Genomic DNA, 25231 nt, shown 5'->3' on the forward strand with positions numbered 1-25231 from the left:
TCCGGAGCATGAGTATCGACCTGTACGCAGCCCGCCGGTTCGTCGAATCCACCGCCCGCGTCCTGGAACGGCACCGGCTCGCCGTCCTTCTCGACCACGCGCCTGTCCGGCCGGTCCGCACGGCCCTCGCGGCATACCGCAACATCGACGGCGGCTTCGGCCACGGGCTGGAACCCGATGTGCGCTGCCCGGACAGCCAGCCGGCGGCGGCGCTGGCGGCGCTCGATGTGCTCGCCGAGGTGGGCGCGGCCCGCGATCCCATGGTCACCGAGGTAGCCGACTGGATCGCCGCCGTCGCCCACCCCGACGGTGGGGTACCGACCGTCTTGCCGTCGGCGCAGAACCACCCGCACGCGCCCTGGATGGCGCCCGATCCCGAGGGCGGGTTCCTCACCTACGCGCTCGCGGCCCGCCTGTGGCGGCTCGGCGTGCGGCACCCGTGGCTGGAGAAAGCCACCGCGTGGTGCTGGCACCGGATCGACACCATGGAAGATCCCGGCGGCTACACCGTGAAGTTCGCCCTGCAATTCCTCGACGCCGTACCCGATCCCGCCCGCGCCACCGCGGCGGTCGAGCGGTTCCGCTCCGCACTCCGCGCCGACGGTACGGTCGCCGTCGCCGGCGGAACCGAGAACGAGCACCTCACCCCGCTCACTCTGTCACCGCGTCCCGAGGCCCCGAGCCGGGCGCTGTTCGGCGAAGAGACGATCGCGGCCGATCTGGACCGGCTCGCGGGTGCGCAACTCGATGACGGCGGCTGGGATTTCGACTTCCTGCACTTCTCGCTCGGGCAAACCGTCGAATGGCGCGGTGTGGTCACCGTGGACGCCCTCCGCACACTACGCGAACACGGGAGGCTCTGACCGAGTCGTAGCCGGCGAGCCGGATTCCGTTCGGTCCGTGCCGCATCGCTTCGAGGGCTTTCGTCCTCCCGGTGGGGTACCAATGGCGGCATCCCTGGTAGGCGGGAGCACCCTAGTCTCGGGACTGATCGGCGCGGGGCCGGCGGCACGGTGCGAGTGCCGTCAGGTTCCGGGCGCGCCGGACCGTCGAGCGGAAGGCCTGACCGTGCACACCGAATCGCCCGTCGTCGTCGGAATCGATGGATCGCCCGCCGCGCTGGCGGCCGTACGCTGGGCCGCCCCGGTGGCCCAGCGGTATCGAGCGCCCCTGCACCTGGTGTATGCCGTCGGTGCTCCCATCGATTACGGACCCGGACTCGGCGTCACCGTCGCGTTCGACAACCAGGCCATGCGGGCCGACGGGGAGGCCACTCTGCTCGAGGCGGCGAACCTGGCGCGCGAACAGGCCGATGGGCTGGAGATCATCCGGACGGTGGTCGATCCGGCGCCCGAGACCGTACTGATCGGACGCTCGAAGGATGCCCGCATGGTAGTGGTCGGCACCCGCGGACTCGGAGCGATCGGGCGCGGCCTGCTCGGTTCGGTCAGTACCGCGCTGGCCCGCCACGCCCACTGCCCGGTCGCGGTGATACCGGCCCCCGAACCCGGCGTGGCCGATCCGGCGGGCCGCCCGGTCGTCGTGGGTGTGGACGGATCCGCTTGTAGCAGAGAAGCCATCGATATCGCCTTCGAGGAGGCGTCCCGGCGCGGAGTGGGCCTCGTCGCGGTGACCACCTGGTCGGAGTTCTTCCGATACGACTCGCGGGCCGCGATGCAGGAGCAGGCCCGGGCGATGCAGGCCGAGAGCCTGGCGGGGCAGGCGGAGCGGTATCCCGATGTGCCCGTCACCCACGTGGTCGCCGAGGACCGGCCGGCCCGCCGGATCCTGGCGGAGGCCGACCGGGCCCAGCTGGTGGTGGTGGGAAGTCACGGCCGCGGTGGTTTCGCCGGGATGACCCTGGGCTCGGTCGGACAGGCGGTACTGCACGGCACCCGGGTCCCGGTCGTCATCACCCGGCCCCGGAGCTGATCGCTACCGGGCCGGCAGCGCCGGTACCGAATGTCTCACACGTCGGGACGAGGCACTCCCCTGATGGCGCGATCCGTGGGGTACTCGTCGTGGCCTGTGGGCCGGGTATCGGCAAGGCGATGGACGATATCCCGCTCATGGCATGGATCGCGGCTACCGCGGCACGGGCCCGCCGCGTCACCTCCGTGTGCACGGGAGCGTTCCTGCTGGCCGCCGCCGGGGTGCTGGACGGCCACCGGGTCACCACCCACTGGGCGTTCGCCGAACAGCTGGCTCGGGAATATCCCCGGGTCACCGTCGATCGGGATCCGATCTTCGTCCGCGACGGCCGCGTATGGTCGTCGGCGGGAATCACCGCCGGGATGGATCTGGCCCTGGCGTTGGTGGAAGAGGATCTCGGCCGGGAGGCCGCGCTCACCGTGGCCCGGTATCTGGTGATGTTCCTACGCCGGCCGGGCGGCCAAACACAGTTCAGCACCGCGCGGTGGCAGGCTCGGCCCGCCACCGACCCGGTGCGAACGGCGGTTGCGGCGATCCACGCCGATCCGGGCGCCCGGCACGGTATCGGCGATCTCGCCGCCCGCGCGGGGCCGAGCCCTCGCCATCTGCAGCGCCGTTTCACCGCCGAACTCGGTGTCCCGCCCGCCGCGTATGTGGAGCAGGTCCGTATCGAGGCCGCCCAGCGCGCCCTGGTGGGCGGTGACCCCATCGACACCATCGCGCGCCGGTGCGGTTTCGGCACGGCCGAGTCCCTGCGCCGCGCGTTCCATCGCCGGCTCGGCGTCGCACCGTCGGAGTACCGGGCGCGTTTCCGGTCCGCCGCCGTCCCGGCCGGATCCGGGTGAGCCGGCGGGCCACCGGCCTGTCCCGGTAACGCCTCTCATCCCTTCCCGGCTTCTCGCCCGGCACGGCCGGGCGGGCTCTCACGTGCGGCCGCGTACCACCTACGCGGCCGCACGGCCCGGAACCGCCCGTCCGGTACCGGGCCGCCGTGTTCGCTTTGTACACAAGGGGTTTCGTCATGAATTCGGAATTACCGTCCACACCGCTGGCGCTCGCCACGCAGGCGCTGGCGAAACCCCACAAGGCGCCGCCCGGTTCGTTGCCGGGCGAAGTGCTGCGGCTGAAACACCCTGAGCTGGTACCCACCTGGCACGATCTCGTCGCGATGAGCGGCTGGAACGACTGAGCACACCTTGATCCGCCGGCCGACCACCACGAACAAGGAGCACCTGTGACCGATCACGGAGTCGTCTTCATCAATGCGATCGAACTCGCCGCCGACGAAGTCGAGACATTCATCGGCCAGTGGCACGAGCGGGTGGCACTCATGCGCACCGCACCCGGTTTCCGTGATGCGCGGCTGCACCGGGCGTTGCTGCCGGGCGCGCGGTTCCAGCTCGTGAACATCGCGCATTGGGACAGTGCCCAAGTCCGCGAGGCCGCCGGTGGGCAGCCACTCGTCGAGGCCTCTGTCGCGGAGGCCGAGAAAACGACGAACGCCCATCCTGCCCTTTACCGGGTGGTCGCCGAGCACGGCTGATCTCCGTGGCCGGGCCGGTCACCGGGTGCGCACCGGGACGATCGTTGATCCTGTTTCCCCTGGCCGTGGGCCGGCCCGGCAACCACGCCGATCACGACGTGGTAACTCTCGGTGGCCGAGGAAGGCTCCGGGGCCGCGGCGGGTTTTCCGAATTCACCTGGGGCGAATACCTGTTCATCGCGACCGATCTGCCGCAGAATCGAGTCGATGAATTATCGTGACCCGGCGCCGTACGATTTGCCGTGGAGTCGATCGCGACCGACTCGAATTCGCCTCGGGTGGGGTAGAGTTGGGGCATACATACTCGGAACCTGGGGGCAGACAAGCTCATGACCGTCGGCACCGGAGCTCACCGGGAAAGTCCGCGTTCCAAGCGCGGCAGCATCCTGACCGCCGCGATCGAACAATTCGGACGTCTCGGTTACGAGCATACGAAATGGGCGTCGATCGCCGACGAGGTGGGCATCGGACAGACCGCGCTCTACCACTATTTCGAATCGAAAGCGCATTGTCTGCTGACGATCATGCGCCTGGAACTCGACGATTCCGTAACACGTTTCGTCGCCGCCACCGAGAACGAAAACGATCCGGAAAAGGCATTGCGCGCGGCCGTGGCCGCCGCGCTGCTGGCCGAGCCTGTCGACGCATTGCGGCGGCGAATTCTGCAGAACCATATGGATCTGCTCGCGGCACCGCGACAGTCGGAAAAGGAAGAAGCCGAACGGCTGAGCTCGCGGGAACTGGTCCGGGAAATCGAGCAGAATTGGACCGAACTCATCGCCCGCGGTATCGAGGAAGGCGTTTTCGCCGGTACGAATCCCCGGATCCTGGGCCGTCTCGTCCTTGCCATGGTGATCGGCGTGTGGCGTTGGTACCGCCCCGACGGCACCCTCTCCCTGGCCGAGATCACCGAAACCGTCACCGATACGGCGATCCGGATGGTCCGCGCCTGACCCGTCACGGCGGCATCCCGGTCCGCCGCATCCCCGGCGAACCACACAGGATCCGGCTGGAGGGTCTCGCGTGCACCTCGCCACTCCCGCCTCCCCGGCGCCACCCGGACCCGGAACTCGTTGCGAGAGCGGATATTCGGGATATCATCGGCGACTTCCGGAGCGGTCGCGGGCGAGCTGCCCAGCTATCGGGCACTGTTGGACCGCCAAGGTATGGCGGGTGTCCAGGACACCGTGGCCGCGGGCGATGAGGAGACCGTGGCCCGTGTGATCCACCGGTACGCGCAGGCGGGTACCACCGACCTGCTGGTCAGACCACTGGGCGAAAGCGCCGAACGTCAGCGGACTCTCGAATTGCTCGGCGCGGTACGGCGGCAACCGGCACAACCCCTTCGATCCCGCGAAGGCGACAAGCCCGGTGTTCCGGTGCCGGGGCAGGTCCTCGGCGGCCGGAGCGGAGCCATACCGAAGCCGGTGGGCGACGGGACTCGGAAAGGATCAGCGCTCGCGCGGTGTGCGGCGCAACACCGAGAGATAGGCCACCGCGGCGGCGCGCTGCGCCGGGCCGGTGAACGGTCCGCCCAGACGGGTGAACCAGCGCGCGGGACGCGAGAAAGCGGTGATCACGCCGTAGACGGCGTCTGTCGCCGGGTCGTACTCGACGGCGAACAGCTCCTCCCCGCTCACCGGATGTCCCGGCAGGGTGCCGTAGGCGAAACCGCGCCGGTCCGGTTCGTCGAGGACGTAGACCACCCGGCACGGCGCACGCAAGCCGAACCGCCCCACCCCGATGACCACCGTGACGTCCGCACCGGGTTCGGCCACCGGCGTCTCGGCGGCCCGGAGGATACCGAGCCCGCGCTGTATCCGGTAGGCCAGCACCGCCTTCCCCAGCCGGTGGAAGTCGGCGGTGCCGTGACCGATCACGCGCCGTCGCCGCAGGTGCTGGTATCCGGCGGGCAACTCACCGCGGGTGGCGCCGGTCTCGGTGTAGGTGAAGCCGGGCCGGGACGAGGATTCGGTCATACCTCGATCCTCCCCGCCGCCACCGCGTACGGCCGCCCCGGAGTGCCGGCGCGTCGCGCCGGCCCGACAGCGGAGAACACCGGCAGCGCGACTACGCTCACGCCGCCGGAATCCGCGCCGCGCCCGAATGATCAGCGGCCGTGCGGGCCCACTCCGGGCCGGGCGTGGCGCGCGGCCCACACCGTACCGGCGAACAGCAGCAGACCGGCGAAGGCCAGCCCCGCCCCGACCAGCAGGGCTCCGATTCCGGCCGTCACCGGGTGGTGCGCGGCGGCCACGAACCCGATCAGGATCACCGTCATCGCCCCCATGGCGACGACGATCGACCGGTCCACCCCGCGATCGGCGAGCACACCACCGGCGGTATCGCCCAGCACCATCCCGACGCCGAAGAGCATGAGCACGACCGGTACCAGCGCGGAGCTCAGGCCGGCGATATCGGTGAGCGTCGTACTGACGTACCACCCGGCCGCTGTCCGTCGCGCGGGCGATACCACCCCGTGGCCCGGCCGGGCCCGGAGGTCGATACGGTGTACGGCCGGGTCGACAGCGCGCCCGGCCGCAGACGACCGCAGAAGAGGACGGTGGATGAGCGACCCGCAGATTCGTGACAGCGCACTCGACGGCCCCCGCGGCCCGGTCCCCATCCGGGAATATCTGCCCGCCCGGTCCGACCCCACCGCACCGCCGCTGCTGTGGGTGCACGGCGGGGCCTTCGTCTCGGGAGGTCTGAACCAGGCCGAATCGCATGAGGTGGCGTGGCGGATCGCGGCCGGCGGCCGGCGGGTCCGCACCGTGGACTACGCATTGGTGCCGCGGTTCCGCCTCTGGGGACCGCTGCGCCTCCAGCCCTCGGACAACCGCTATCCGGCCCCGCTCGACGATGTCCTCACCGCCGCGACCGACCTGATGGCCGGCCGTACCCGGATCGTTCTCGGCGGAGCCAGCGCGGGCGCCTGTCTCGCCGCATCGGCCGCGCTGCGCCTGCGCGACCGGCAGGGGGAGGTACCGGCCGGGCTCGTTCTCGTGTACGCCACCCTGCACGCCGAACTGCCTCCGCTACCCGCGGCGGTGCGCGCCCGGTTGCGGGGCCGGCATCGGATCCGCACCTACAGCCCGCAGGTCATCCGGCGGATGAACCTGAACTATGTAGGCTCCGAAGACCTGCTCCGCGATCCGGAAGTTTTTCCCGGCGGAGGAAAACTGGCCGGTCTACCACCGGTTCTGCTCCTCGACGCCGCCCACGATTCGCTGAGCGCGTCGAGCACCACGTTCGCCGGGGAGCTCACCGAGGCGGGCGTCGAGGCCGAACACGTCGTCGTACCCGGCACCCGGCACGGATTTTTCAACCGCCCCGGTTCTCGCGGATTCGCCACCGGCCTTTCCGCCTTCACCGACTGGCTCGACCGGCGCGCATAGCGGCCGGCCGGGACGGCGGCTCTTCGCCGCCGCCCGGTAATCCGGCGGAGCCGGAGCCGACCGGCAGCCGCTCAGTAGGCGCGCGAAAAGATCACCCGCTTACCGTAGGCGGCCGGCGCGGCACAGCGCACACACCGGCCGCTCGCGACCGGACCGGTCGAGGGCACACACCGCGGGGTGGCCGCGGTGACGGCCTTGATATCGTCCTCGCAGCCGGACCGGCCACAGTGCGCGGCCAGCGCCCATCCCTCGGTGACAGCGGCTTCGAACGACGGCAAGTCGTCGACCGTGCGGGTGCGTTCCTCCCGGAAGGCGGTGGCCCGCCGCAGCAGGTATGCCTGGAAATCCTCGAGGATCGCCGGTACGGCAGCGGGGAGGGCGGCCAGGTCCATCGTCTGTTCACCCTCCTCGCCGAGCCGGCGCACCAGCACCGCGGTGCCCGCGGCGAGATCCCGAGGCCCCAGCTCGAGGCGGATCGGGACACCGCGCATCTCCCATTCGTTGAACTTCCAGCCCGGCGTCCGGTCACGGTCGTCGATATGCACCCGGATCCCCGCCGCGCGCAGCGCGGCCGCCAGTTCGCCCGCGGCGGCCGGCACCGCGTCGGCGGCACCGGTGGTGAGCGTCTCGACGGCACCGGCGAACCGCTCACCGGGGGTTTTCGCCCCCGGCACCACCGGCATCGCGGCCCACTCCCGGGCGACCGTGGCATAGATGTCCAGCGCCAGCTCCATCTCCGCACGCGCCTGCGCTTCGTCGGCGTGCGCGGTATGGCCCTCCTGCCACAGGAATTCGGTGGTCCGCAGGAACATGCGCGGACGCATCTCCCAGCGCACGACATTGGCCCACTGGTTGAGCAGCATGGGCAGATCGCGATACGAGGAGATCCACTTCGCCATCATCTCGCCGATGATGGTCTCCGAGGTGGGCCGTACCACCAGCGGCTCCTCGAGTTCCTTACCGCCGGCGTGGGTGACCACCGCCAACTCCGGCGAGAATCCTTCCACGTGATCGGCCTCGCGTTCGAGGTGCCCCTGCGGGATGAGCAACGGGAAGTAAGCGTTCTCGTGTCCGGTCTCCTTGATCCGGCGGTCCAATTCGGCCTGTAACAACTCCCAGATCCGGTAGCCGTACGGTCGAATCACCATGGTGCCCTTGGCCGGACCCCGGGCGACGAGTCCGGCCGCGATGACCAGCTCGTTGTACCAGGTGGAAATATCCGCGCCCCCGGCGCCGATCCCGCGCTCGTTCCGTGCCATATCGATGAGGCCAACGCCCCGGTCCAGCGATTTGCGGGGGCCGGATCACCGGGCTGTCGGCCACCCCCGGCACCCGAGGAATCCGGATGGGACGGGTCCGCCGGAGAGCCCGCCGCCGGCTCCGATGGCGGGCCCGGCGGTGGTGGGACGAGCGGGAGCCGCGATCAGTGAGCGGCCGCGGCCGTCCGGCCGTCGGCCGGATGGACACCGTACTGATCGGTTTCCATCAGATGCGCGATATCCCGTCCGGCCGGGGTCATGGTGAGACCGGCCCGGGTTTCCACCAGGAAGGCGCGGTAGCCCGGCTGGACATCCTCCTCCGGTCCCTGATGCAGAAGGCCCTTCGGCGTCCAGGTGATCGTCCCGGGGGTATCGACCGAACCCCACGCAGAGGGACCCATTCCGTAGCAGATGACCTCGTCGAAATCGGCATTGTGGTGCACCGGCGGACGGCCGCTGCGCCTGCTGCCCGTACCGAAGACGAAATCGTTACCGGAGGTGCTGCTCATGAGCCGTGCCGGAGCCAGCCCGCCCTCGGCGACGCCGAGGCCGTGCACGTTCTCGATATTGAAACGCACGACCAACGGGGCGCCGAGGGCATCGAGGCACGGAATCGGGTCGATATCGTAGAAGTACGAGGTGAAGGTGGAGCCGGTACGAACGATCACCTCGTACTCCTCCAGCGGCAGGCCCGGCCGCCCGTGCGGAACGGGCCGGTCCAGGTGCAGATCCGGGTTGAAGGTGCCGGGGGCACCCTCGGGGTCGATACGCAGCTCGCTCGCGGTGGCCACGATGAACTCGTTGATCTCCTCGGCGATCGCACCCCAGCGGTAGGTCACCGCGCGCGGTATGAGCACGAGATCGCCGGTGCGGACCTCGAGTGTCCCCACCTCGGTATCGAGCTCACCGCGCCCGGAGACGATGTAGTGCAGCTCATCGGCCCCGACATTGACATAACCGAAACCCGTTGCGGCCGAACGGCGGTTCAGTTCGAAGCTGATGCCTTCGCCTTCCAGGATCGGCACGGGTAGCGCCTTCGGTTCGGCGAACACACCGGCCGGTAGGTCCCAGGTGTGGAACCGGCGGGGAACGTAGTCACCACGGGCACGCACGAAACGCGGCCGGTACTGGGCCCGGACGATGGTGGTGTTCGGGCCGGCGAAACCGTTACGGGAGAAGAGCTCGATATTGGGCGCCAGGACTTCGTCCGGCATGCAGCACCTCCGAAAATCGTTGTGCCGCAGATCCTAATGCCGCACCCCCGTGTCCGCGCACTTTTGCGAACTCAACCCTGCTCGGATATCTGTCACCTGAAATCCGTTTTCACCGGCGCATACCGCTCAGGGCCGGAACGGCGGAACCGGCAGATCGTCGCCGAAGATATCCGGCAGATCCCCGGCCACACTGTCCGGAAAACGAGCAGACCGCTTCTCCAGGAACGACGACACCCCTTCCCGGGCATCGGCGCTGGCACCCCGGCTGCGGATACCTCGCGACTCCACCCGGTGGGCGATCATCGGATGGTCGGCGCCCAGCCCGCGCAGCAGCATCTGCCGGGACAGTGCCACCGAAACGGGAGCGGAGTGCTCGGTGACCCGCCGGGCCAGCGCGTAGGTTTCGTCCAGCAGGGTCTCGGCCGGGCACAAAGCGTAGAAGAGCCCCGCTTCACAGGCTTCGGCCGCATCGATGATCCGGCCCGAATACACCCAGTCCAGAGCCTTCTGCACGGGAACCAGGCGGGGTAGAAACCAGCTGGAACAGGATTCCGGCACGATACCGCGGCGGTTGAACACGAACCCGATCCGCGCGTTGTCCACGGCGAGCCGGAAATCGGCGGCCAGGGTCATGGTGATACCCACGCCGACCGCGGGACCGTTGACGGCGGCGATGATGGGTTTGCGGGATTCGAACATCCGCAACACCACTTCCCCGCCACTGTCGCGAAACGATTCCGGATCCGCGTCCTCGGGAGCGACGAAGGTTTCCGATCCGGCGGACAGATCCGCTCCGGCACAGAAGGCGCGGCCGGCTCCGGTGAGGACGATGGCACGCACCGCGTCGTCCCGGTCGCAGGTGTCGAACGCTTCGATCAGCTCGTGCCCCATGGCGGTGGTGAAGGCATTGAGCTGGGCGGGGCGGTCCAGGGTGATGGTGGCGATGGAGTCGGTGACGTCCAGGCGAATATCGGCCATAAGGGACAGCATGCCATCCGTGTGCCGAACGGTGGGCCACGGACCAGAAGCCCCGCTTCCGGGATGTGTTCTACCGGGAAATCCTGGACGAGTCGCGCCGGCGCGGCAAAACGGTCGTGGTGATCACCCACGACGACCGCTACTCCGACTGCGCCGACCGTATCGTCGAACTCGCTTCCGGGCAGGTGGTGGAGCCACTCCAGGCGTCCGCGGAGAGCTGAGCGACGAGATGAGCCGGTCGGTTCGGAGATCGGCCGCGACGGTATCGGTATCATCACTCGCCGTACGCGAAAAGCGTACTGGCCGAACATTTTCGAGCAGGGGTTACATTTCGGCCGGTTGACGATCGCGTCCGTACCACGGGCGCACGACCATGGGGGTACCAGTGACAGGGCCGTCCCGGCGCCAGTCGGCGCACCGGCGTGGCAGCATCGCCACGACCACGGATCCCAGCGAGCCGCGGATACCGATCTACACCAGGGAATTCGCCGCGGACCCGCACCACCACCATCGGCGGATGCGCGCCCGCCACGGCGCCCTCGCTCCCGTGGACCTCGCACCCGGCGTCCCGGCCACGCTGGTGATCGGGCACGACACCGCGGTGCGCATCCTGGAGGACCCCACACATTTCCCGGCCGACCCCCGCGCCTGGCAGCAGAAAGCCCCCTCCGGCCTGCCCATCGTGCCGGTGATGCGGTGGCGGCCGAACGCGCATCGCAGTACCGGCGCCGACCACGCACGCTATCGGGCCGCCACGGTCGACGCACTGGCCGCCGTGGACCCGAACTCGCTGCGCACGCTGGCCTCCCGGCTCGCCGTCGGGCTGATCAACCGCTTCTGCGCCGACGGCACCGCCGATCTGATCGGCCAGTATGTGCTGCCGCTGATGTTCGGGGTGTTGAACGAGCTACTGGGCTTCCCGCCCGCGCTCGGTGACCGGCTGACCCGTGCGCTGACCGCGCTGCTGGATATGCGTCACGACGCGGAAGCCGAGGCTTCGGCCGGAGCCGCGCTCGCCGAGCTCGTCGCCGGTGCACGCGCCGAGCCGGGCGACGATATGACCTCGCGTCTCGTGCGCCATCCGGCGCAGCTGTCCGACGAGGAAGTGGTTCACCAGCTGCTCGGCATCTACTGGGCGGGGATCGAGCCGCCGCGCAATCTCGTCGCCAATACGCTCGCCCTGATTCTCACCGACCCCCGCTTCACCATCAATCAGGTGGGATTCGCGCCGTCGGCGCGGGAGGCGCTCGCGGAAGTGCTCGGCACCGATCCGCCGTACGCCGGGCACAGCATCACCTATCCGCCGCTGCCGGTACTGATCGGCGCGGTATGGCTGCCCGCCGATCAACCGGTACTGATCGGTCCCGCGGCCTGCGCGCAAGACCCCGGACGGCCCGGATATCACTCGATCACGGGCGAGAATCTGGCCTGGGGCGCCGGGCCGCACGCGTGCCCGGCGCAGGCCCGTACGATCGCCTGTCTGCTCGCCGAGGAAGCGATCGACCAACTACTGGACGCGCTTCCGGAACTACGGCTCGCCCTCGATCCGGAGCGGCTGGTGTGGCGGCCGGGGCCCTTCCATCGGGCCCTCACCGCACTTCCGGTCGTCTTTCCGCCGACACCGGTGCTACACATCCGCTGAGCGTCGTCGCGGACGGATGCGACCCGCGACGACGCGGGACGAACACAGCGCGCCGGATGTGGGGGGTTTCGCTCCGCGACCGGCTGTTCCGGTCGCGGCGACGAGATACGGCGACACTCCAAGCCCGGTCCCCACGGAATCGGCCCCCGTCCGCCGGGTCCGGCTAGTACGGTATAGCCACCGCATAGCTGCGGGGTGAATCGGAGCGGTGGGAAAGGTGGGGCGAGGTATATGTACGATTCGGTGCCGTCATCGACCGGAGCCATTCCGTCGCAGGCCGATACATTGCCCGCGCCGCCGCGCGCCGGACAACTACCGCGGTACCTTCGCGACCTCCGCCGTGATGCCGCACCGTTGCTGAGCGGCGGCGATCGCGTTCCGGCCGGGCAGCCATCGCTCGCTCCGGCCGATCTGCCCACGCTGGCGGCGTATTACCGCAGCGCCGAACCGATCGCCTGGGAGGGCTCCGCGGTGTACCCGATGTACAGCGAGGAATTGACCACGGCCGCTTCGTCGCTCACCATGACGCTGTTGTCGGCCGACCCGCCCGCCGGGCTGTCCGGGATGGGTATGGGACTGTCCGTGGCGGAGGGATACATCGGGTTCGGCAACCGGCACCTGACCGGGGTGGATATCTGGCTCGATGCCCTGGAACAGGGGGTCACCTTCACCCTGACCGCCGAATCCCGCGGCGCGTTGTTCGTGCTCACGCCGGTATGGGCGAACAGTTCGGGGGAGCCCCGGTCGTGGTCCGGTAACTACGGCATCGTGATCGAACGCATCGGAACCGGGCACACCGTGCTGTGGTGCAGTATGGGCGAGGGCCCACCGCATTTCACCGACCTCGTGGTGGAGGTGCACAGCACCCCACTGGATACCCCGCCGCGAGCGTCCATTTCCGAGACCCACCCCATCCCGGCGGTCACCGTCGCGAGGAAAACGGTTCCGGAGGTTTCGATCCCCGGGGAGGCGTGCTCGCGCGACCGCACCGGCGACGCGGTCCCGGCGTTCTCCGGAACAACCGTCCTCGACCTGTGGGAAGGGCAACGTCTGTCCACACCGGTTCCGGTGGCGGACGACAGTACCGAATTCTACGGTTACCCCTGTAGTTTCGCCGATCTGTTCCTCTTCTTCCCCCCATTCGAGCCCTCCGGGCCCGAGGACACCGCGACCCGCGGCGGAGCCGGTGACGACTACGGTGCGGCAGCTGATCCGCTGCTCCCCTACCCGGCGGATGAGGACGGAGACGAACGCGGCGGTTCCACACCTCGTCACGCGCTGCTCACCGACGAGGACGACTGCACCGGCTCCCATGGCTGGGCCGTACATCCCGAGGAGACCGGCCTGGTGCCGGTGGTGAGTATCGCGGAGCTGACCGATTACGGGCCGGAACCACCCCGATCCGCCGCAGAGCCTGCTCTCTCGGCCGATCCGCTGCCGTATCGGGAGGACGCCCGGTACACCGCGGAGGACGATTCTCCGGCGACGGGCGGCCATTCGATCCTCGACACCGTCGCCGACGATTCGCTCACCCCACTCCCCTGTGATCCTTTCACCGCGGGCGAGGCGGGTCCGGAGCATCTCTTCGAACTGGGCACGGCGGCCTACGCCCGAGGAGACGACGAGCAGGCCGGCCGATGGTGGGAGCAGGCGGCACGAGCCGGTCATCTCGGGGCCGTCTACGACCTCGGCGTGTTGTCGTTGCGGCGCGGTGATACCGATGCCGCGGAACGATGGTGGCGAGCCGCGGCCGGCCGGCGCCTGATCCGGGCGATGGCCGGGCTGGCCCAGCTCCTCGAAGAACGCGGCGCCGTCGCCGAAGCCAGAATGTGGCGCACTCAGGCCATCGCCGAACAGATGATCGCCACCGCTACCCGGTCGGGCGGAGCCCGGCGGCTCACCAGCGCCTATCGGTAGTTCTCGCACCACCGGGGTCCCGGATGCCGGGCAGGCGGCGTCCGGGACGGCGATGATTTTCGGCGGTGGCGACGGTCTGATCCGGTGATGTATCCGCCGGGTCGTCCTTGACCCGAACCATTGTCGAGGATGTTGAGTACATGAACATGGAAGCCCCGCGATCGAACACCCCCGAGGCCGCAGCCCGGCTCGACATCCACGATCCCACCGTCCGGATATTCGCACACCTGCTGATGAACGTCCTGATGGTCTCGGTCATCAATTTCACGGTGTGGTTCGGGATCACGTTCTTCGTCTACCTGCAGACCCGCTCGGTCTTCGCGACCGGCATGATCGCCGGGATCTTCCTGGTCGCCATGTCCGCCACGGGCGTGTGGTTCGGCAGTATCGTCGACCACCACCGCAAGAAGAGCGTGATGCAGGCCTCCGCGCTGGTGTCCCTGGGCATCTACGTCGTCGCCCTGGTGTTCTATGCGCTCACCCCCGCGCACCTCTGGCAGGACCCGGCCGGGGTGCGGCTGTGGGCGCTCATCGTATTGCTGATGGCGGGGGTGATCACCGGTGGCCTGCGCACCATCGCGCTGCCGACCGTGGTCACCGCCCTGTTCGAGGCGCGGGTCCGGGACCGGGCCAATGGCCTGGTGGGGACGACGACCGGGGTATCGCACCTGGTGACCTCGGTGGTCAGCGCTCTGCTGGTCGGCTGGAACGGCATGCTGGGCGTGCTCGTCCTCGCTGTCGTCGTGCTGACCGCCGCGGTGGTGCACCTGCGGCGGCTCACGCTGCCCGAAGCGCCGGCCCGGGCGGCTGCCCCGGACGAGCCGAAACGTGTCGATCTGCGCGGTACGGTCCGGGTCGTCCGCGGTATTCCGGGCATGGTCGCGCTCATCGCGTTCGCCGCGCTGAACAACCTGCTGTTCGGCGGGCTCATGGCGCTGATGGACCCCTACGCCCTGTCCATGATGTCGGTTCAGGCATGGGGTCTCGTCTGGGGGGCGCTCAGCGCGGTGATGATCCTCGGCGGGCTGCTGGTGGCCCGAACCGGCACCTCGTCCGACCCGGTCCGCACGATTCTGCTGGTCAACCTGGCGCTGTGGGCGGTGACGCTGGTCTTCCCCCTCCGCGATTCGGTCCTCCTGCTGATCGCAGGTATGGCCGTGTTCATGCTGCTCATGCCGTTCGCGGAGGCCGCCGAGCAAACGGTGCTGCAGAAGGTGGTGCCCTATGAACGACAGGGCCGGGTGTTCGGATTCGCGCAGAGTGTCGAGCAGGCCGCGTCGCCACTCACGGCATTCCTGATCAGCCCGCTGGCGCAATTCGTGGTCATCCCCTTCATGACCGACGGGGCCGGTGCCCGGTGGATCGGCGACTGGTTCGGAACCGGCGAGGCCCGCGGGATGGCACTGGTGTTCGTACTGCTCGGCGTGCTCGGTCTGGTGTTCACCACCTACGCGCTCGGCAGCAGGCACTACCGCCGGTTGAGCCGTAGCTACCGGCAGAATGCGACCGGGCCCGTGGACGATCCGGCGACCATCGGTCGCGGGCCGCGGGAAAACCTCGCCGGCGCCGATGGCGAGACCGAGGCAACCGGTCTCGCCCCGGCGCAGGGCGAGACCACACCGGCCGGTACGCGACCGGCGGGCATACCGTGAGATCCGCCCCGGGCGCCGGAAACGAACGCCCGATATGCGGCGACGAGCCGAGGAGCGGGGCCCCTGCGCAGGTCGCGGTTTCCGGCCCGATAAATCCGTGGACGGTCCCGACGCACCGCTCTACAGTGGCCCGCATGGGAACTTTGTGCAGCAACGGAGTGTGCGCGGTCGGCGCGTACTACATCCGCCCGCGCACGGCAGCTCGGACTCTGCCGGTGCACCCCACACTCCGCTGACCCGGCCGCCCCGTCCCCGCCGCGGGACGCTCCGGCCGTAACCAGGTGCCGGTTCCACCGAACCGGCACCCTGCGCGAACTCTCGGCGCCACCCGCCGCCTCCTGCCCCGGCATGAGTCCGGGCGAATCAGCTTTCCCGATTCGACCCACTCCTTCGGAGGACTCCATGCCCCGCCCCGCCGCACGTCCGCGTGCCCGGGTAACCGCCACCCGTAAACGGCTCTCCCAGAATTTTCTCACCGACCCCGCCATCGCCCGGCGCATCGTCCGTGCCTCCGGTATCGGCCGGAGCGACCTCGTACTCGAAATCGGTCCGGGCGATGGGATGCTCACCCGCCCTCTCCTCCGCTCGGCGGGCCGGATACTGGCCTATGAGAAGGATCCGTACTATGCGCGGCGACTGGCCGCCCGGTATGCCACGGACAACCGGATCCGGGTGCTGCACCGCGACTTCCGCGAAGTCACCCCGCCTACCGAACCATTCGCCATCGTCGCCAATATCCCGTTCGCGGCCAGCACCGATATCGTGCGCTGGTGCCTGGCCGCCCGGTATCTCACCTCGGCCACCCTGCTCACCCAATACGAATTCGCGCGTAAGCACAGCGGCGATTACGGGCGCTGGACCAAACTGGCGATCACCCATTGGCCGGATTCGGTACTCCTACTGGGTGAACGGATCGACCGCAGGGAATTCTTCCCGGTCCCTCGCGTGGACGGCGCGGTACTGCGTATCGAGCGGCGATCGGCACCGTTACTGCCGCACCCGGAGCGCGCGGCTTACCGAGCACTGGTCGAACTGGGATTTTCCGGTGTCGGGGGCTCATTGGCGGCCTCGCTGCGGCGTGCTCACCCCACACGGTCGGTTGCCGCGGCGTGCGCTGCGGCCGGTATCGCGGCCGATCTTCCCGTAGGTCTGGTATCGCCGCAGGCCTGGCTCACCCTGTACGACCGGCTCGGTACCGGGCGGCGTGCCACCGGCACCAGCCCGCCACGGCGGTTCTGACCCGAAAGACGGCGACGGGGACGAACCCGTGCGGATTCGTCCCCGTCGCCATGGCGACTCTGCGATCTATACCGGTGTGAACTCGCGGCTGGCGATGTACTCCGGCCGCCGGGCCGGCGCGGCGAACGGTTCTTCCAGGGTGTTCTCCACGCTGTTGAACACCAAGAAGATATTCGACCGCGGGAACGGCGTGATGTTGTTCGCCGATCCGTGCATGATGTTCGAATCGAACAACAGGGCCGAACCGGCCGGACCGGTGAACTGGGTGATGCCGTACTTATGGGCCATATCCTCGATATCGGCCCGGTTCGGCACCCCGATCTCCTGCTCGCGCAACGACTCCCGATAGTGATCCGCCGGTGTCGCACCCTGACAGGGCACGAAGGTGCGGTGCGAACCGGGCATCAGCATCAGACTGCCGTTGTACGGGTAGTTGTCGGTCAACGCGATGGACAGGCTCACCGCTCGAGGCGCGGGCATACCGTCTTCGGCATGCCAGGTCTCGAAATCGGAGTGCCAATAGAAACCGGTCCCGAAACCGGGCAGATAGTTGACCCGGCTCTGGTGGATGTACACATCCGAACCCAGAACCTGACGGGCCAGATCCGCCACCCGCGATTCGCGTGCCAGTTCCGCCACCGCCGGACTCAACTTGTGCACCTCGAAAATCGAGCGCACCTGCTGCGACGATTTCTCCACGATGAGCCGGTCGTCACCCCGCAATTCCGGAGCCTTCGCCAGCCGATCGATCTCGGCGGCGAACCCGGCCACTTCCTCGGGGCCGAGCAAACGATCCAGAATCGCGTAACCGTCGGTATCGAACGCAGCCAGCTCCGCGTTGCCGATCCGGCCCCACACAGTCGCGTCGTGCCGCTCCTGCTGCGGCGCGCGCTCGGCGGTTCTGGTCGGATAGCGATCGATCCGATTGTCTAACAACGTCGTTCGTCCTTCCTCTCAGTCGGCCGGAACGGCGATCAACGGATAAACGCCGTTCTCGTCGTGCACCTCCTGCCCCGTGACAGGAGGATTGAACACGCACAGCATCCGCATCCGTGTCCGGGTCCGCACCTCGTGCTTCTCGTGCCCGTTCAGCAAATACATGGTGCCCGGCGCGAGATCGTAGGTGCGGTCGTTGGTCAGGTCGGTGAGGGTGCCTTCGCCCTCGACCAACCAGACCGCTTCCACATGGTTCTGATAGTGGAAGACGTGAGTGGTGCCGGCTTCGATGGTGGTCTCGTGGAACGAGAACCCGACCCCATCACCGCCCAGCACGATGCGCTTGCTCCGCCAACCTTCGGCACCGACATCGCGGTGGGTGCCGGTGATCTCATCGGTGGTGCGAACGATCATTCTTGTGTGTTTCCTCTCAGCTGCAGACGGTCTCGACGGAATCGCTCAGGATCCGCAACCCGTGGTCGAGTTCGTCGTCGGTAATGGTCAGCGGCGGCAGCAATTTCACGACCTCGTCGGATGCGCCCGAGGTCTCGGCGAGCAGACCGCGCTCGAACGCGACCTGGCACACCTTCCCGGCCTGCGAGGCGTCGTCGAAGGCCAACCCGTGCACCAGGCCCCGGCCCCGGGTGGTGATACCCGGCACGGCCGCGGCGACCTCACCGAGCGCCGCGGCGACCCGCTCACCCTTGGCAGCGGTGGACTTCTCCAGTACATCATCGGACCAATAGTGTTCGAGCGCCACCTGCGCGGTCACGAAAGACGGATTGTTACCCCGGAAGGTGCCGTTGTGCTCGCCCGGAGACCACACATCGTGCTCGGGCTTGAACAGCACCAGCGCCATCGGCAGACCGTACCCACCGATCGACTTGGACAGGGTCACGATATCGGGGGTGATACCGGCCGCTTCGAAGGAGAAGAACGGACCGGTACGCCCGCAGCCCATCTGCACATCGTCGACGATGAGCAGGATGCCACGCGCGGAGCACAGCGAGGCGAGGTGACGCAGCCATTCCGCCCGCGCCAGGTTCACGCCGCCCTCGCCCTGCACGGTTTCCACGATGACGGCTGCCGGACGATCCAGGCCGGACGAGGAATCGTCGAGCACCCGCTCCATCCACTGGAAATCGGCGGTGGTGCCGTCGAAGTACCCGTCGTAGGGCATCGGCGTGGCATTGTTCAGCGGCACGCCGGCACCCGCGCGCTTCATGGAGTTACCGGTCACCGCGAGCGCGCCCAGGGTCATGCCGTGGAAGGCGTTGGTGAAGCTCAGGATGCTCTGCCGACCGGTCACCTTACGGGCCAGCTTGAGCGCGGCCTCCACCGCGTTGGCGCCGGTCGGACCCGGGAACTGCACCTTGTAGTCCAGGCCGCGCGGAGCCAGCAGGGTATCGCGCACGGTTTCCAGCAGTTTGCGCTTGGCCACCGTGGACATGTCCAGGCCGTGCGTGATGCCGTCTCCGGCGATGTAGTCGACCAGAGCGGACTTGAGCAGGGGGTTGTTGTGCCCGTAGTTCAGCGCACCGGCGCCGGCGAAGAAGTCGAGGAAATCCTTACCGTCCTCATCGCGGAGCCAGGCGCCCTGCGCGGTCTCGAAGACCGTGGGCCAGGAGCGGCAGTAGCCGCGCACGTTCGATTCCAGGTCGTCGAAGATCGTCGTTTCGGCGGTAATCATCAGAGATCCCTTTCGTTTTTACGGGCGATCGGGGAAATGTGGTACAAGTCCTCGGCGGCATGGCTGTCCGGGAAGACATCCGGTTCGAACAGCGCGCTGCGTACCATTTCGGCTCCGCGGCGGCGGGCCAGCGAGGCGAACATGGCGATCGAGGCGGGATTGTCGGGGGAAATGGTGGTCTCCAGCGCGGTCACGGCACCACCGGCGGAATGACCGGGGGCGGTGACGCTGGTAACCAGCCAGTCGAGCATGGCGACGCCGATACCGCGGCCACGCTGGTCGGCGTCCACGGCGACCTGCCAGACGAACAGCGTGCCGGGCGCCTCGGGTCTGCGGTAGCCGGTGACGAAACCGACCACTCGGCCCTCGCTCTCGGCAACCACCGAGGTCGCGGCGAAATCGCGACACCACAGCAGGTAGGCGTAACTCGAGTTCACGTCCAGGACCTGCGACTCGTCGGCGATCTGCCACAGTCGCGCCGCATCGGCGATTCGCGGTGCGCGTAGCACCACGCCGGTACTGGCGGGCTCCGCATCGGTCGCGGCGGACGAAGAGGTGGAACCGGTGCCGGACGAACCGGCGGTCTGCGTGGACTCAGTGTGTAGAGACATACAACTCCGATGTCTGCGTGCAGTACTTTTCCAGGCTTGCGAACGAACATTGAGGTGGCCTGGTCGAGTTCTTTACGATCGTGTTACAGGCTTGTTAAGTCGCTCCCTCTCTTTGAATAACCGGAAGCCGGATGACGAAACGCGCGCCCCCACCGGGACGTTCCGTACACTCCACCCGGCCACTGTGCGTGGCCACGGTTTCGGCGACCAGCGCCAGACCGATCCCCGTGCCACCGGCGGCGGAGCGGCGGCCGATACGCGCGGTCGCGAAACGTTCGAAGATCCGGTCGCGATCCGCGGGCGGCACTCCGGGGCCCGCGTCGTCGACCTCGACGACGGCATCGCCACCCTCCCGGCGTACGGTGACCGCGACCACACCGCCACCGTGGCGGTCGGCGTTCTTCAGCAGATTCGCCACCGCGCGCTCGAGCTCGAGTTTGCGGCCGAGCACGACGACCTCGTCGCGCACCGTGAGCAGTTCGCGCGGACGGTGGCTGTCGTGCAGCGTGTGGGCGAGCAGATCCCCGAGGGATACCGGGTCCGCGTCACCGTGGTGCATCCCCGCCTCGACCCGGGCCAGGGCGAGCAGGTCGTCGAGCATCCGGCGCAGGTGTTCGACCTCCGCGGTCACCAGATCCAGCGCTTGGCGGGACCGGGGCGGAAAATCGTCCCGGTAGCGTTCGAGCACACCGACCGCGGTGGTGAGGGTGGTCAGCGGGGTGCGCAGTTCGTGGCTGACATCGGCGAAGAGCCGATGTTCCCGGTCGATGCGCCGCTGCAGCGAATCGACCATCCGGTTGAACGACGTCACCGTACCGGCCAGGTCCTGGTCGTTACTCTCCGGAAGCCTGGTGCCCAGCTCACCGGAGGCGATACGGGCCGCCGCGGCGGATACATCACGCAGCGGCGCGAGCATCCGCCGGCTCACCCAGACCCCGACCGCCCCACCCGCCAGTGCCGCGGCGAACGCGCAGCCGATCAACAGCAGCGGCCGATGATGGACACGCTCACTGAAGGAACGGCTCTCCTCACTGACAACGGCGAAAACCGCGAGCACCAGAACCAGCGCCATCAGGCCGGAGGACACCGCGAAAGCGGTCGTCACCCGGCTGCGCAAGCTCCAGCGCCCCGAATCGCTACCGAGCCGGGGAGCGCTTTCTACGCCGCTCATGGTCTAACGCTGGACGTCCAGCCGGTAACCGAGGCCACGCACGGTGACCACAATCCGTGGATCGGAGGGATCGCGCTCGATCTTGGTGCGCAACCTGCGCATATGGACGTCGACGATACGTTCGTCACCGAAGAAACCCCGATCCCACACCCGCTCGAGCAGTACATCGCGGCTCAGTACCCGGCCGGGAGCATCGGCGAGTTCGCACAGCAGCCGGAACTCGGTGATGGTCAGGTTGATCTCCTCGTCCCCGCGGCGCACCGCACCCCCTTCCGGGGACAGGATCAGTGGCGACTCCGGATCGGCGTCCAGGACCACTTCGACCGGCGCCTGTGCTTCCGTCGACAACCGCGCTCGCCGGCGCAGCGCCCGCATCCGCGCGGTGATCTCCTTGATCTCGAACGGCTTGGTGACGAAATCGTCGGCGCCGGCCTCCAGGGCCGCCACCACATCGTGTGTATCGTCACGGGCACTCACCACGATGATCGGTACATCGTGATCCCGCCGGATCTCCCGGATACAGGTGAACCCGTCCATACCGCCGAGCATGAGGTCGACGATCATCACATCGGGGACGCCGATCGTGCGCAGATGGGTGAGCGCGGCCTCGGCTTCCTCGGCCTCGGCGACGTCGTAGCCCTCGTCCTCCATGGCCAGGCGTAAAGCGCCCCGGACCCGGTCGTCGTCTTCCACGATCATCAGGTTCGCGCTCAATTTTTCAATCCCTTGCAGACACACATGGCGTGCCGCGGCGCGGGTTCGCATCCCCGAACCGACGCGACAGCCCGCTACTCAGCTTACTCGAGCAACCTTTCGGTTATACGAATAGCCGGAACGCCGCAAAGTAAACCACCCCAGTGAAATGCCTCACGGTCGGATTTCTCTGAGGTGTTCCAGGCGGAAGAAATTGCTGGGGGTGCCGTCGGCACGTAGTTCCTGGTAGCGGAAGCTCAGTTTGCGCGCGTCGAAACTGGCGAACCAGTCGGTCCAGCTGACCGGTTGGAGTACCGCTCCGCCGTAGTGGGGGAAGTCCAGACGCAGCACCCCCACCTCGCCGCCGTACTGACTGCCGGGTGTTGTCGCCGGGTTCGCACCCCGCCGCTGTGCCCACTGGCGGATGACCTCATGATTCGTGGTGACCATGGTTGTTCCGGGAGCGGCGGACAGGCCACCCTTCATGACGAACCTCCTTGCGGTAGGTGCGTACCTGCTCACTCCGGTACGGTCCTCGGTGTCGTACCGGTTCATCGGACTTGTACCCGGCTTCGTACTCTTGCAAACACAGCGGAGGTGAACCGTCCGCCGGGTACTCAGGAGCGGATTCGGTAAGAAACGGCGGCCGACGCGACCCCGCCGGCGAATTGCCGAGGATTTGCCGGAGGCCGAAAGAGGGTCACCGATCACCCGAAACGGGAGCCAGCGCGACCGTGATGTTATCGCTTCCCCCGCACACCACGGCGTAATCGACCAGGGCACGGGCCGCCTCGGTCGTCGGCACGCCGAGCACCCGTTGCGCCAGATCCGTCGCTCCGGGCAGATAGTTCCACAGACCGTCGGTGCACAACAGCAACACGCCGGGGGTCTCGGTGTAGTAGGTCCGGATACTGTCCGCCGACCAGGGCTGCTGGCCGGCGTCGGCACCCAGCCAGCGCATGAGGGTATGAGCCCGCGGATCGGCCATGGCGGCGGTCTCGTCCATGGCGCCGGCTTCGACGAGTGTCTGAGCCCAGGAATCGTCGACCGTGAGCTTCTGCGAACCCGCCAGCCTGCCGGGGTGCCCGGGACGGGCCGGCTGCTCGGCGGCGGGCTCGCCGGAGGCCAGCCAGTAGGCGCGGCTGTCGCCGATATTGGAAACGGTGACCGACATCCGGTTACCGCCCTCGGCGCACACGATCGCCGAAACATAGGTGCACGAGGGAGCGTCCCCGTCCGGTCCGACCAGGTTGCGTACCGCTTCCGAAGCGGCCGCCATCCCCGCCGCGGTGGCCTCCTCCGCGGTCCGATCCCCCGCCAGTGCGGCGAGGCAGGCATCCACACCGGTCCGCGCCGCGGTCCCGGAGGCCGCCTGCGGATCCGGCGAGGACGAGACACCGTCGCACACCACCAGCACGATGATCTCCGGCCGGCCGCTCCGGTCGGGCACCACCGCGGCCGCCACGGCGTCCTCGTTGCGCGCATGCAGTATTCCGCGGTCGGTGACCAGCCCCACGACACCGAGATCGGCCTCGAACCTGTCCTGCACGCGGTGCGGCCGGTCACAGACCGGGCAGCGCAGGCCGCGGCTCTGGGTTCCGCAGTTCACGCAGACGATCTCGGTGAGTTCGTCGTCGGGGAGGGCGACCCGATGAACAGCGGGACCGATCGTCTGCCGGGGCACGGTGGCCTCGGTGGCCGCGGCCCGGCGCCGGGGATCGGTGGTCTCACGCATCCGCGGCATGGGTTCGGTCACCGCGTCGAGGATGTCCGCCGGATCGGCGCCTGCGGGGTTCGTGTCGGGGTTCATCCGGCCACCACATTCATGAGTAGTTTCCGGTGCTGCCCCATCCGGACACCTCGGGTCCGCACACCGTCCCCCTTCGTTCGACCCGTTCCGTACTGACGATGGAAGATAGTACGCGGTGCGCGGACGAGCGAGTTCATCCGCGTTCTCCGACCGCCCGCACCGCTTTACGCGCCGCCACCAGCACCGGATCCCATACCGGCGAGAAGGGTGGGGCGTAGCCGAGATCGAGTGTCGTCATCTGCGCCACGGTCATTCCCGCGGTCAGTGCCACCGCCGCGATATCGACACGTTTACCGGCTCCTTCCCGGCCCACGATCTGCACACCGAGCAGCCGCCCGGTGAGTCGTTCCGCGAGCATTTTCACCGTCATGGGGGCAGCGTCCGGGTAATACCCCGCGCGGCTGGTGGATTCGATCGTCGCGGTGACGTATCGGAGCCCGGCGGCCCGAGCGTCTTTCTCCCGCAACCCTGTTCTCGCCACCTCCAGATCACACACCTTGCTGACGGCGGTCCCCACCACGCCTGGGAAGGTCGCGTAGCCGCCACCGATATTGGCGCCGATGATCTGACCGTGTTTGTTGGCGTGCGTACCGAGCGGAATATGCCGCCGCATCCCGGACACCAGGTCCAGCACCTCCACACAGTCGCCGCCCGCCCAGATGTTCTCGTACCCGCGCACCCGCAGCGCGGAATCGGTGAGCAGGCCACCGTATTCGCCGATCGGCAGGCCGGCCGCCCGCGCCAGCCCGGTTTCCGGAGCGACCCCGATACCCAGCACCACCACATCCGCCGGGTACTCCGCCGCGCCGGCCACCACCGCCCGGGCGCGGCCGTCGGCGCCGGTGCGGATCCCGGTGACCTCGCTGCGGCCGACCACATCGACGTCCAGCCCGCCCAGGGCGGTGCGTACCAGCGCCCCCATATCGGGATCCAGCGTGGACATCGGTTCGTCGCCGCGGTGGACGACCGTCACCTCGAAACCGCGGCGGATCAGAGCCTCCGCCATCTCGACTCCGATATATCCGGCGCCGACGACCACCGCGCGCCGGCCGGAGGTGGCGGTCAATGTGGCGATGAGGGCTTCTCCGTCGTCGAGGGTCTGCACCCCGTGCACCCCCGGGGCGTCGATACCAGGCAGCTCGGGCCGGATCGGGCGCGCACCCGTCGCGAGAACGAGTTCGTCGTACCCGATCCAGGTTTCGGTACCGCCGGCCAGGTCCCGGCTCCGCACCCGGCCCCTGGCAACGTCGAGTTCGACGATCTCGCTGCGGAGGCGGACATCGATCTGCCGGGCACGGTGCTCCGCGGGCGTCCGGGCGATCAATTGATCGCGGTCCCGGACCTGCCCGCCCACCCAGTACGGGATACCGCAGGCCGAGTACGACGTGAAGTGTCCCCGCTCGAACACGACGATTTCCAGGTCCTGCGCATCCCGGAAGCGGCGGGCCTGCGCAGCCGCCGACATTCCCGCCGCGTCGCCGCCGACGATCACCAACCGCTCGGTCATAGAACCGAACTACCCAGCGAACGGGCGGGAACACCGGCA

At 68.4% G+C, this 25231-nt stretch carries 26 protein-coding genes; 12 read left to right on the forward strand and 14 right to left on the reverse strand.

Features of this window, described 5'->3' with window-relative positions; translation table 11 throughout:
- The first annotated feature begins 8 nt into the window (after positions 1–8).
- The 6 genes from ACYR7D_RS23605 (at position 9) to ACYR7D_RS23630 (ending at position 4428) form a co-directional block, all read left to right on the forward strand.
- Complete coding sequence (locus ACYR7D_RS23605) at positions 9–863, forward strand: hypothetical protein (protein WP_459546713.1); 855 nt, start codon at positions 9–11, stop codon at positions 861–863.
- Between the two features lie 205 nt (positions 864–1068).
- Positions 1069–1932 (forward strand): universal stress protein, encoded by an 864-nt coding sequence (locus ACYR7D_RS23610; RefSeq protein WP_459546714.1) that lies wholly within the window; start codon positions 1069–1071, stop codon positions 1930–1932.
- Between the two features lie 119 nt (positions 1933–2051).
- Entirely contained in the window at positions 2052–2777 is a 726-nt protein-coding gene (locus ACYR7D_RS23615) for a GlxA family transcriptional regulator (protein WP_459546715.1), read from the forward strand.
- Positions 2778–2953: 176 nt separating this feature from the next.
- The gene (locus ACYR7D_RS23620) at positions 2954–3121 is read left to right on the forward strand and encodes a hypothetical protein (RefSeq protein ID WP_459546716.1); all 168 of its coding nucleotides are present in this window, start codon (positions 2954–2956) and stop codon (positions 3119–3121) included.
- Positions 3122–3166: 45 nt separating this feature from the next.
- Positions 3167–3475, forward strand: a complete 309-nt coding sequence (locus ACYR7D_RS23625) for an antibiotic biosynthesis monooxygenase family protein (protein WP_459546717.1) — start codon at positions 3167–3169, stop codon at positions 3473–3475.
- A gap of 329 nt (positions 3476–3804) precedes the next feature.
- Positions 3805–4428 (forward strand): TetR family transcriptional regulator, encoded by a 624-nt coding sequence (locus ACYR7D_RS23630; RefSeq protein WP_459546718.1) that lies wholly within the window; start codon positions 3805–3807, stop codon positions 4426–4428.
- A 498-nt stretch (positions 4429–4926) separates the two neighbouring features.
- On the opposite strand, the gene ACYR7D_RS23635 is transcribed toward ACYR7D_RS23630, so the two are convergent.
- Together ACYR7D_RS23635 and ACYR7D_RS23640 are read right to left on the reverse strand one after the other, a co-directional pair.
- A complete protein-coding gene (locus ACYR7D_RS23635; RefSeq protein ID WP_459546719.1) occupies positions 4927–5454 on the reverse strand; it encodes a DUF1990 family protein in 528 nt (175 codons plus the stop codon).
- A gap of 131 nt (positions 5455–5585) precedes the next feature.
- Positions 5586–5951 carry a hypothetical protein gene (locus ACYR7D_RS23640; RefSeq protein ID WP_459546720.1) on the reverse strand — a complete coding sequence of 122 codons (366 nt, stop codon included), beginning with the start codon at positions 5949–5951 and terminating at the stop codon, positions 5586–5588.
- A 91-nt stretch (positions 5952–6042) separates the two neighbouring features.
- Between ACYR7D_RS23640 and ACYR7D_RS23645 the strand changes: the two genes are divergently transcribed.
- Positions 6043–6873 (forward strand): alpha/beta hydrolase, encoded by an 831-nt coding sequence (locus ACYR7D_RS23645; RefSeq protein WP_459546721.1) that lies wholly within the window; start codon positions 6043–6045, stop codon positions 6871–6873.
- A 71-nt stretch (positions 6874–6944) separates the two neighbouring features.
- Here the strand turns inward: ACYR7D_RS23645 and ACYR7D_RS23650 are convergent, their stop codons facing one another.
- The 3 genes from ACYR7D_RS23650 to ACYR7D_RS23660 form a co-directional block, all read right to left on the reverse strand.
- A complete protein-coding gene (locus ACYR7D_RS23650; RefSeq protein WP_459546722.1) occupies positions 6945–8132 on the reverse strand; it encodes a His/Gly/Thr/Pro-type tRNA ligase C-terminal domain-containing protein in 1188 nt (395 codons plus the stop codon).
- A 164-nt stretch (positions 8133–8296) separates the two neighbouring features.
- A complete protein-coding gene (locus ACYR7D_RS23655) occupies positions 8297–9346 on the reverse strand; it encodes an AraC family ligand binding domain-containing protein (RefSeq protein ID WP_459546723.1) in 1050 nt (349 codons plus the stop codon).
- A 126-nt stretch (positions 9347–9472) separates the two neighbouring features.
- Positions 9473–10324, reverse strand: coding sequence for a crotonase/enoyl-CoA hydratase family protein (locus ACYR7D_RS23660; protein WP_459546724.1), 852 nt, complete (start codon positions 10322–10324; stop codon positions 9473–9475).
- 65 nt (positions 10325–10389) lie between these two features.
- Here ACYR7D_RS23660 and ACYR7D_RS23665 point away from each other — a divergent pair, with 65 nt between their 5' ends.
- The 5 genes from ACYR7D_RS23665 to erm all read left to right on the forward strand — a co-directional run bounded on the left by ACYR7D_RS23665 (position 10390) and on the right by erm (position 16774).
- On the forward strand, positions 10390–10545 hold the full coding sequence (locus tag ACYR7D_RS23665; RefSeq protein ID WP_459546725.1) for a hypothetical protein: 156 nt from the start codon (positions 10390–10392) through the stop codon (positions 10543–10545).
- 164 nt (positions 10546–10709) lie between these two features.
- On the forward strand, positions 10710–11966 hold the full coding sequence (locus tag ACYR7D_RS23670) for a cytochrome P450 family protein (protein WP_459546726.1): 1257 nt from the start codon (positions 10710–10712) through the stop codon (positions 11964–11966).
- 231 nt (positions 11967–12197) lie between these two features.
- Positions 12198–13883 carry a tetratricopeptide repeat protein gene (locus ACYR7D_RS23675; RefSeq protein ID WP_459546727.1) on the forward strand — a complete coding sequence of 562 codons (1686 nt, stop codon included), beginning with the start codon at positions 12198–12200 and terminating at the stop codon, positions 13881–13883.
- A 140-nt stretch (positions 13884–14023) separates the two neighbouring features.
- On the forward strand, positions 14024–15535 hold the full coding sequence (locus ACYR7D_RS23680) for an MFS transporter (RefSeq protein WP_459546728.1): 1512 nt from the start codon (positions 14024–14026) through the stop codon (positions 15533–15535).
- 402 nt (positions 15536–15937) lie between these two features.
- Positions 15938–16774, forward strand: a complete 837-nt coding sequence (gene erm, locus ACYR7D_RS23685) for a 23S ribosomal RNA methyltransferase Erm (RefSeq protein ID WP_459546729.1) — start codon at positions 15938–15940, stop codon at positions 16772–16774.
- Between the two features lie 66 nt (positions 16775–16840).
- Here erm and thpD read toward each other — a convergent pair whose 3' ends face one another.
- From thpD to ACYR7D_RS23730, 9 genes are all read right to left on the reverse strand, one after another.
- A complete protein-coding gene (gene thpD / locus ACYR7D_RS23690) occupies positions 16841–17710 on the reverse strand; it encodes an ectoine hydroxylase (RefSeq protein WP_459546730.1) in 870 nt (289 codons plus the stop codon).
- An 18-nt stretch (positions 17711–17728) separates the two neighbouring features.
- Positions 17729–18124, reverse strand: coding sequence for an ectoine synthase (locus ACYR7D_RS23695; protein WP_459546731.1), 396 nt, complete (start codon positions 18122–18124; stop codon positions 17729–17731).
- 16 nt (positions 18125–18140) lie between these two features.
- Positions 18141–19400 carry a diaminobutyrate--2-oxoglutarate transaminase gene (gene ectB / locus ACYR7D_RS23700; protein ID WP_459546732.1) on the reverse strand — a complete coding sequence of 420 codons (1260 nt, stop codon included), beginning with the start codon at positions 19398–19400 and terminating at the stop codon, positions 18141–18143.
- The gene (gene ectA, locus ACYR7D_RS23705; RefSeq protein WP_459546733.1) at positions 19400–20011 is read right to left on the reverse strand and encodes a diaminobutyrate acetyltransferase; all 612 of its coding nucleotides are present in this window, start codon (positions 20009–20011) and stop codon (positions 19400–19402) included. Before ectA ends, ectB begins: the two co-directional genes overlap by 1 nt.
- Positions 20012–20105: 94 nt before the next feature.
- Entirely contained in the window at positions 20106–21182 is a 1077-nt protein-coding gene (locus ACYR7D_RS23710) for a sensor histidine kinase (RefSeq protein WP_459546734.1), read from the reverse strand.
- Between the two features lie 3 nt (positions 21183–21185).
- Positions 21186–21896: a response regulator transcription factor gene (locus ACYR7D_RS23715; RefSeq protein WP_459546735.1), complete on the reverse strand. Its 711-nt coding sequence runs from the start codon at positions 21894–21896 to the stop codon at positions 21186–21188.
- Positions 21897–22049: 153 nt separating this feature from the next.
- On the reverse strand, positions 22050–22361 hold the full coding sequence (locus ACYR7D_RS23720; protein ID WP_459546736.1) for a hypothetical protein: 312 nt from the start codon (positions 22359–22361) through the stop codon (positions 22050–22052).
- 214 nt (positions 22362–22575) lie between these two features.
- Positions 22576–23685 (reverse strand): PP2C family protein-serine/threonine phosphatase, encoded by a 1110-nt coding sequence (locus ACYR7D_RS23725; RefSeq protein WP_459546737.1) that lies wholly within the window; start codon positions 23683–23685, stop codon positions 22576–22578.
- 133 nt (positions 23686–23818) lie between these two features.
- Positions 23819–25192, reverse strand: coding sequence for an FAD-dependent oxidoreductase (locus tag ACYR7D_RS23730; RefSeq protein ID WP_459546738.1), 1374 nt, complete (start codon positions 25190–25192; stop codon positions 23819–23821).
- Positions 25193–25231: the final 39 nt, after the last annotated feature.

The organism is Nocardia sp. X0981 (assembly GCF_977089955.1).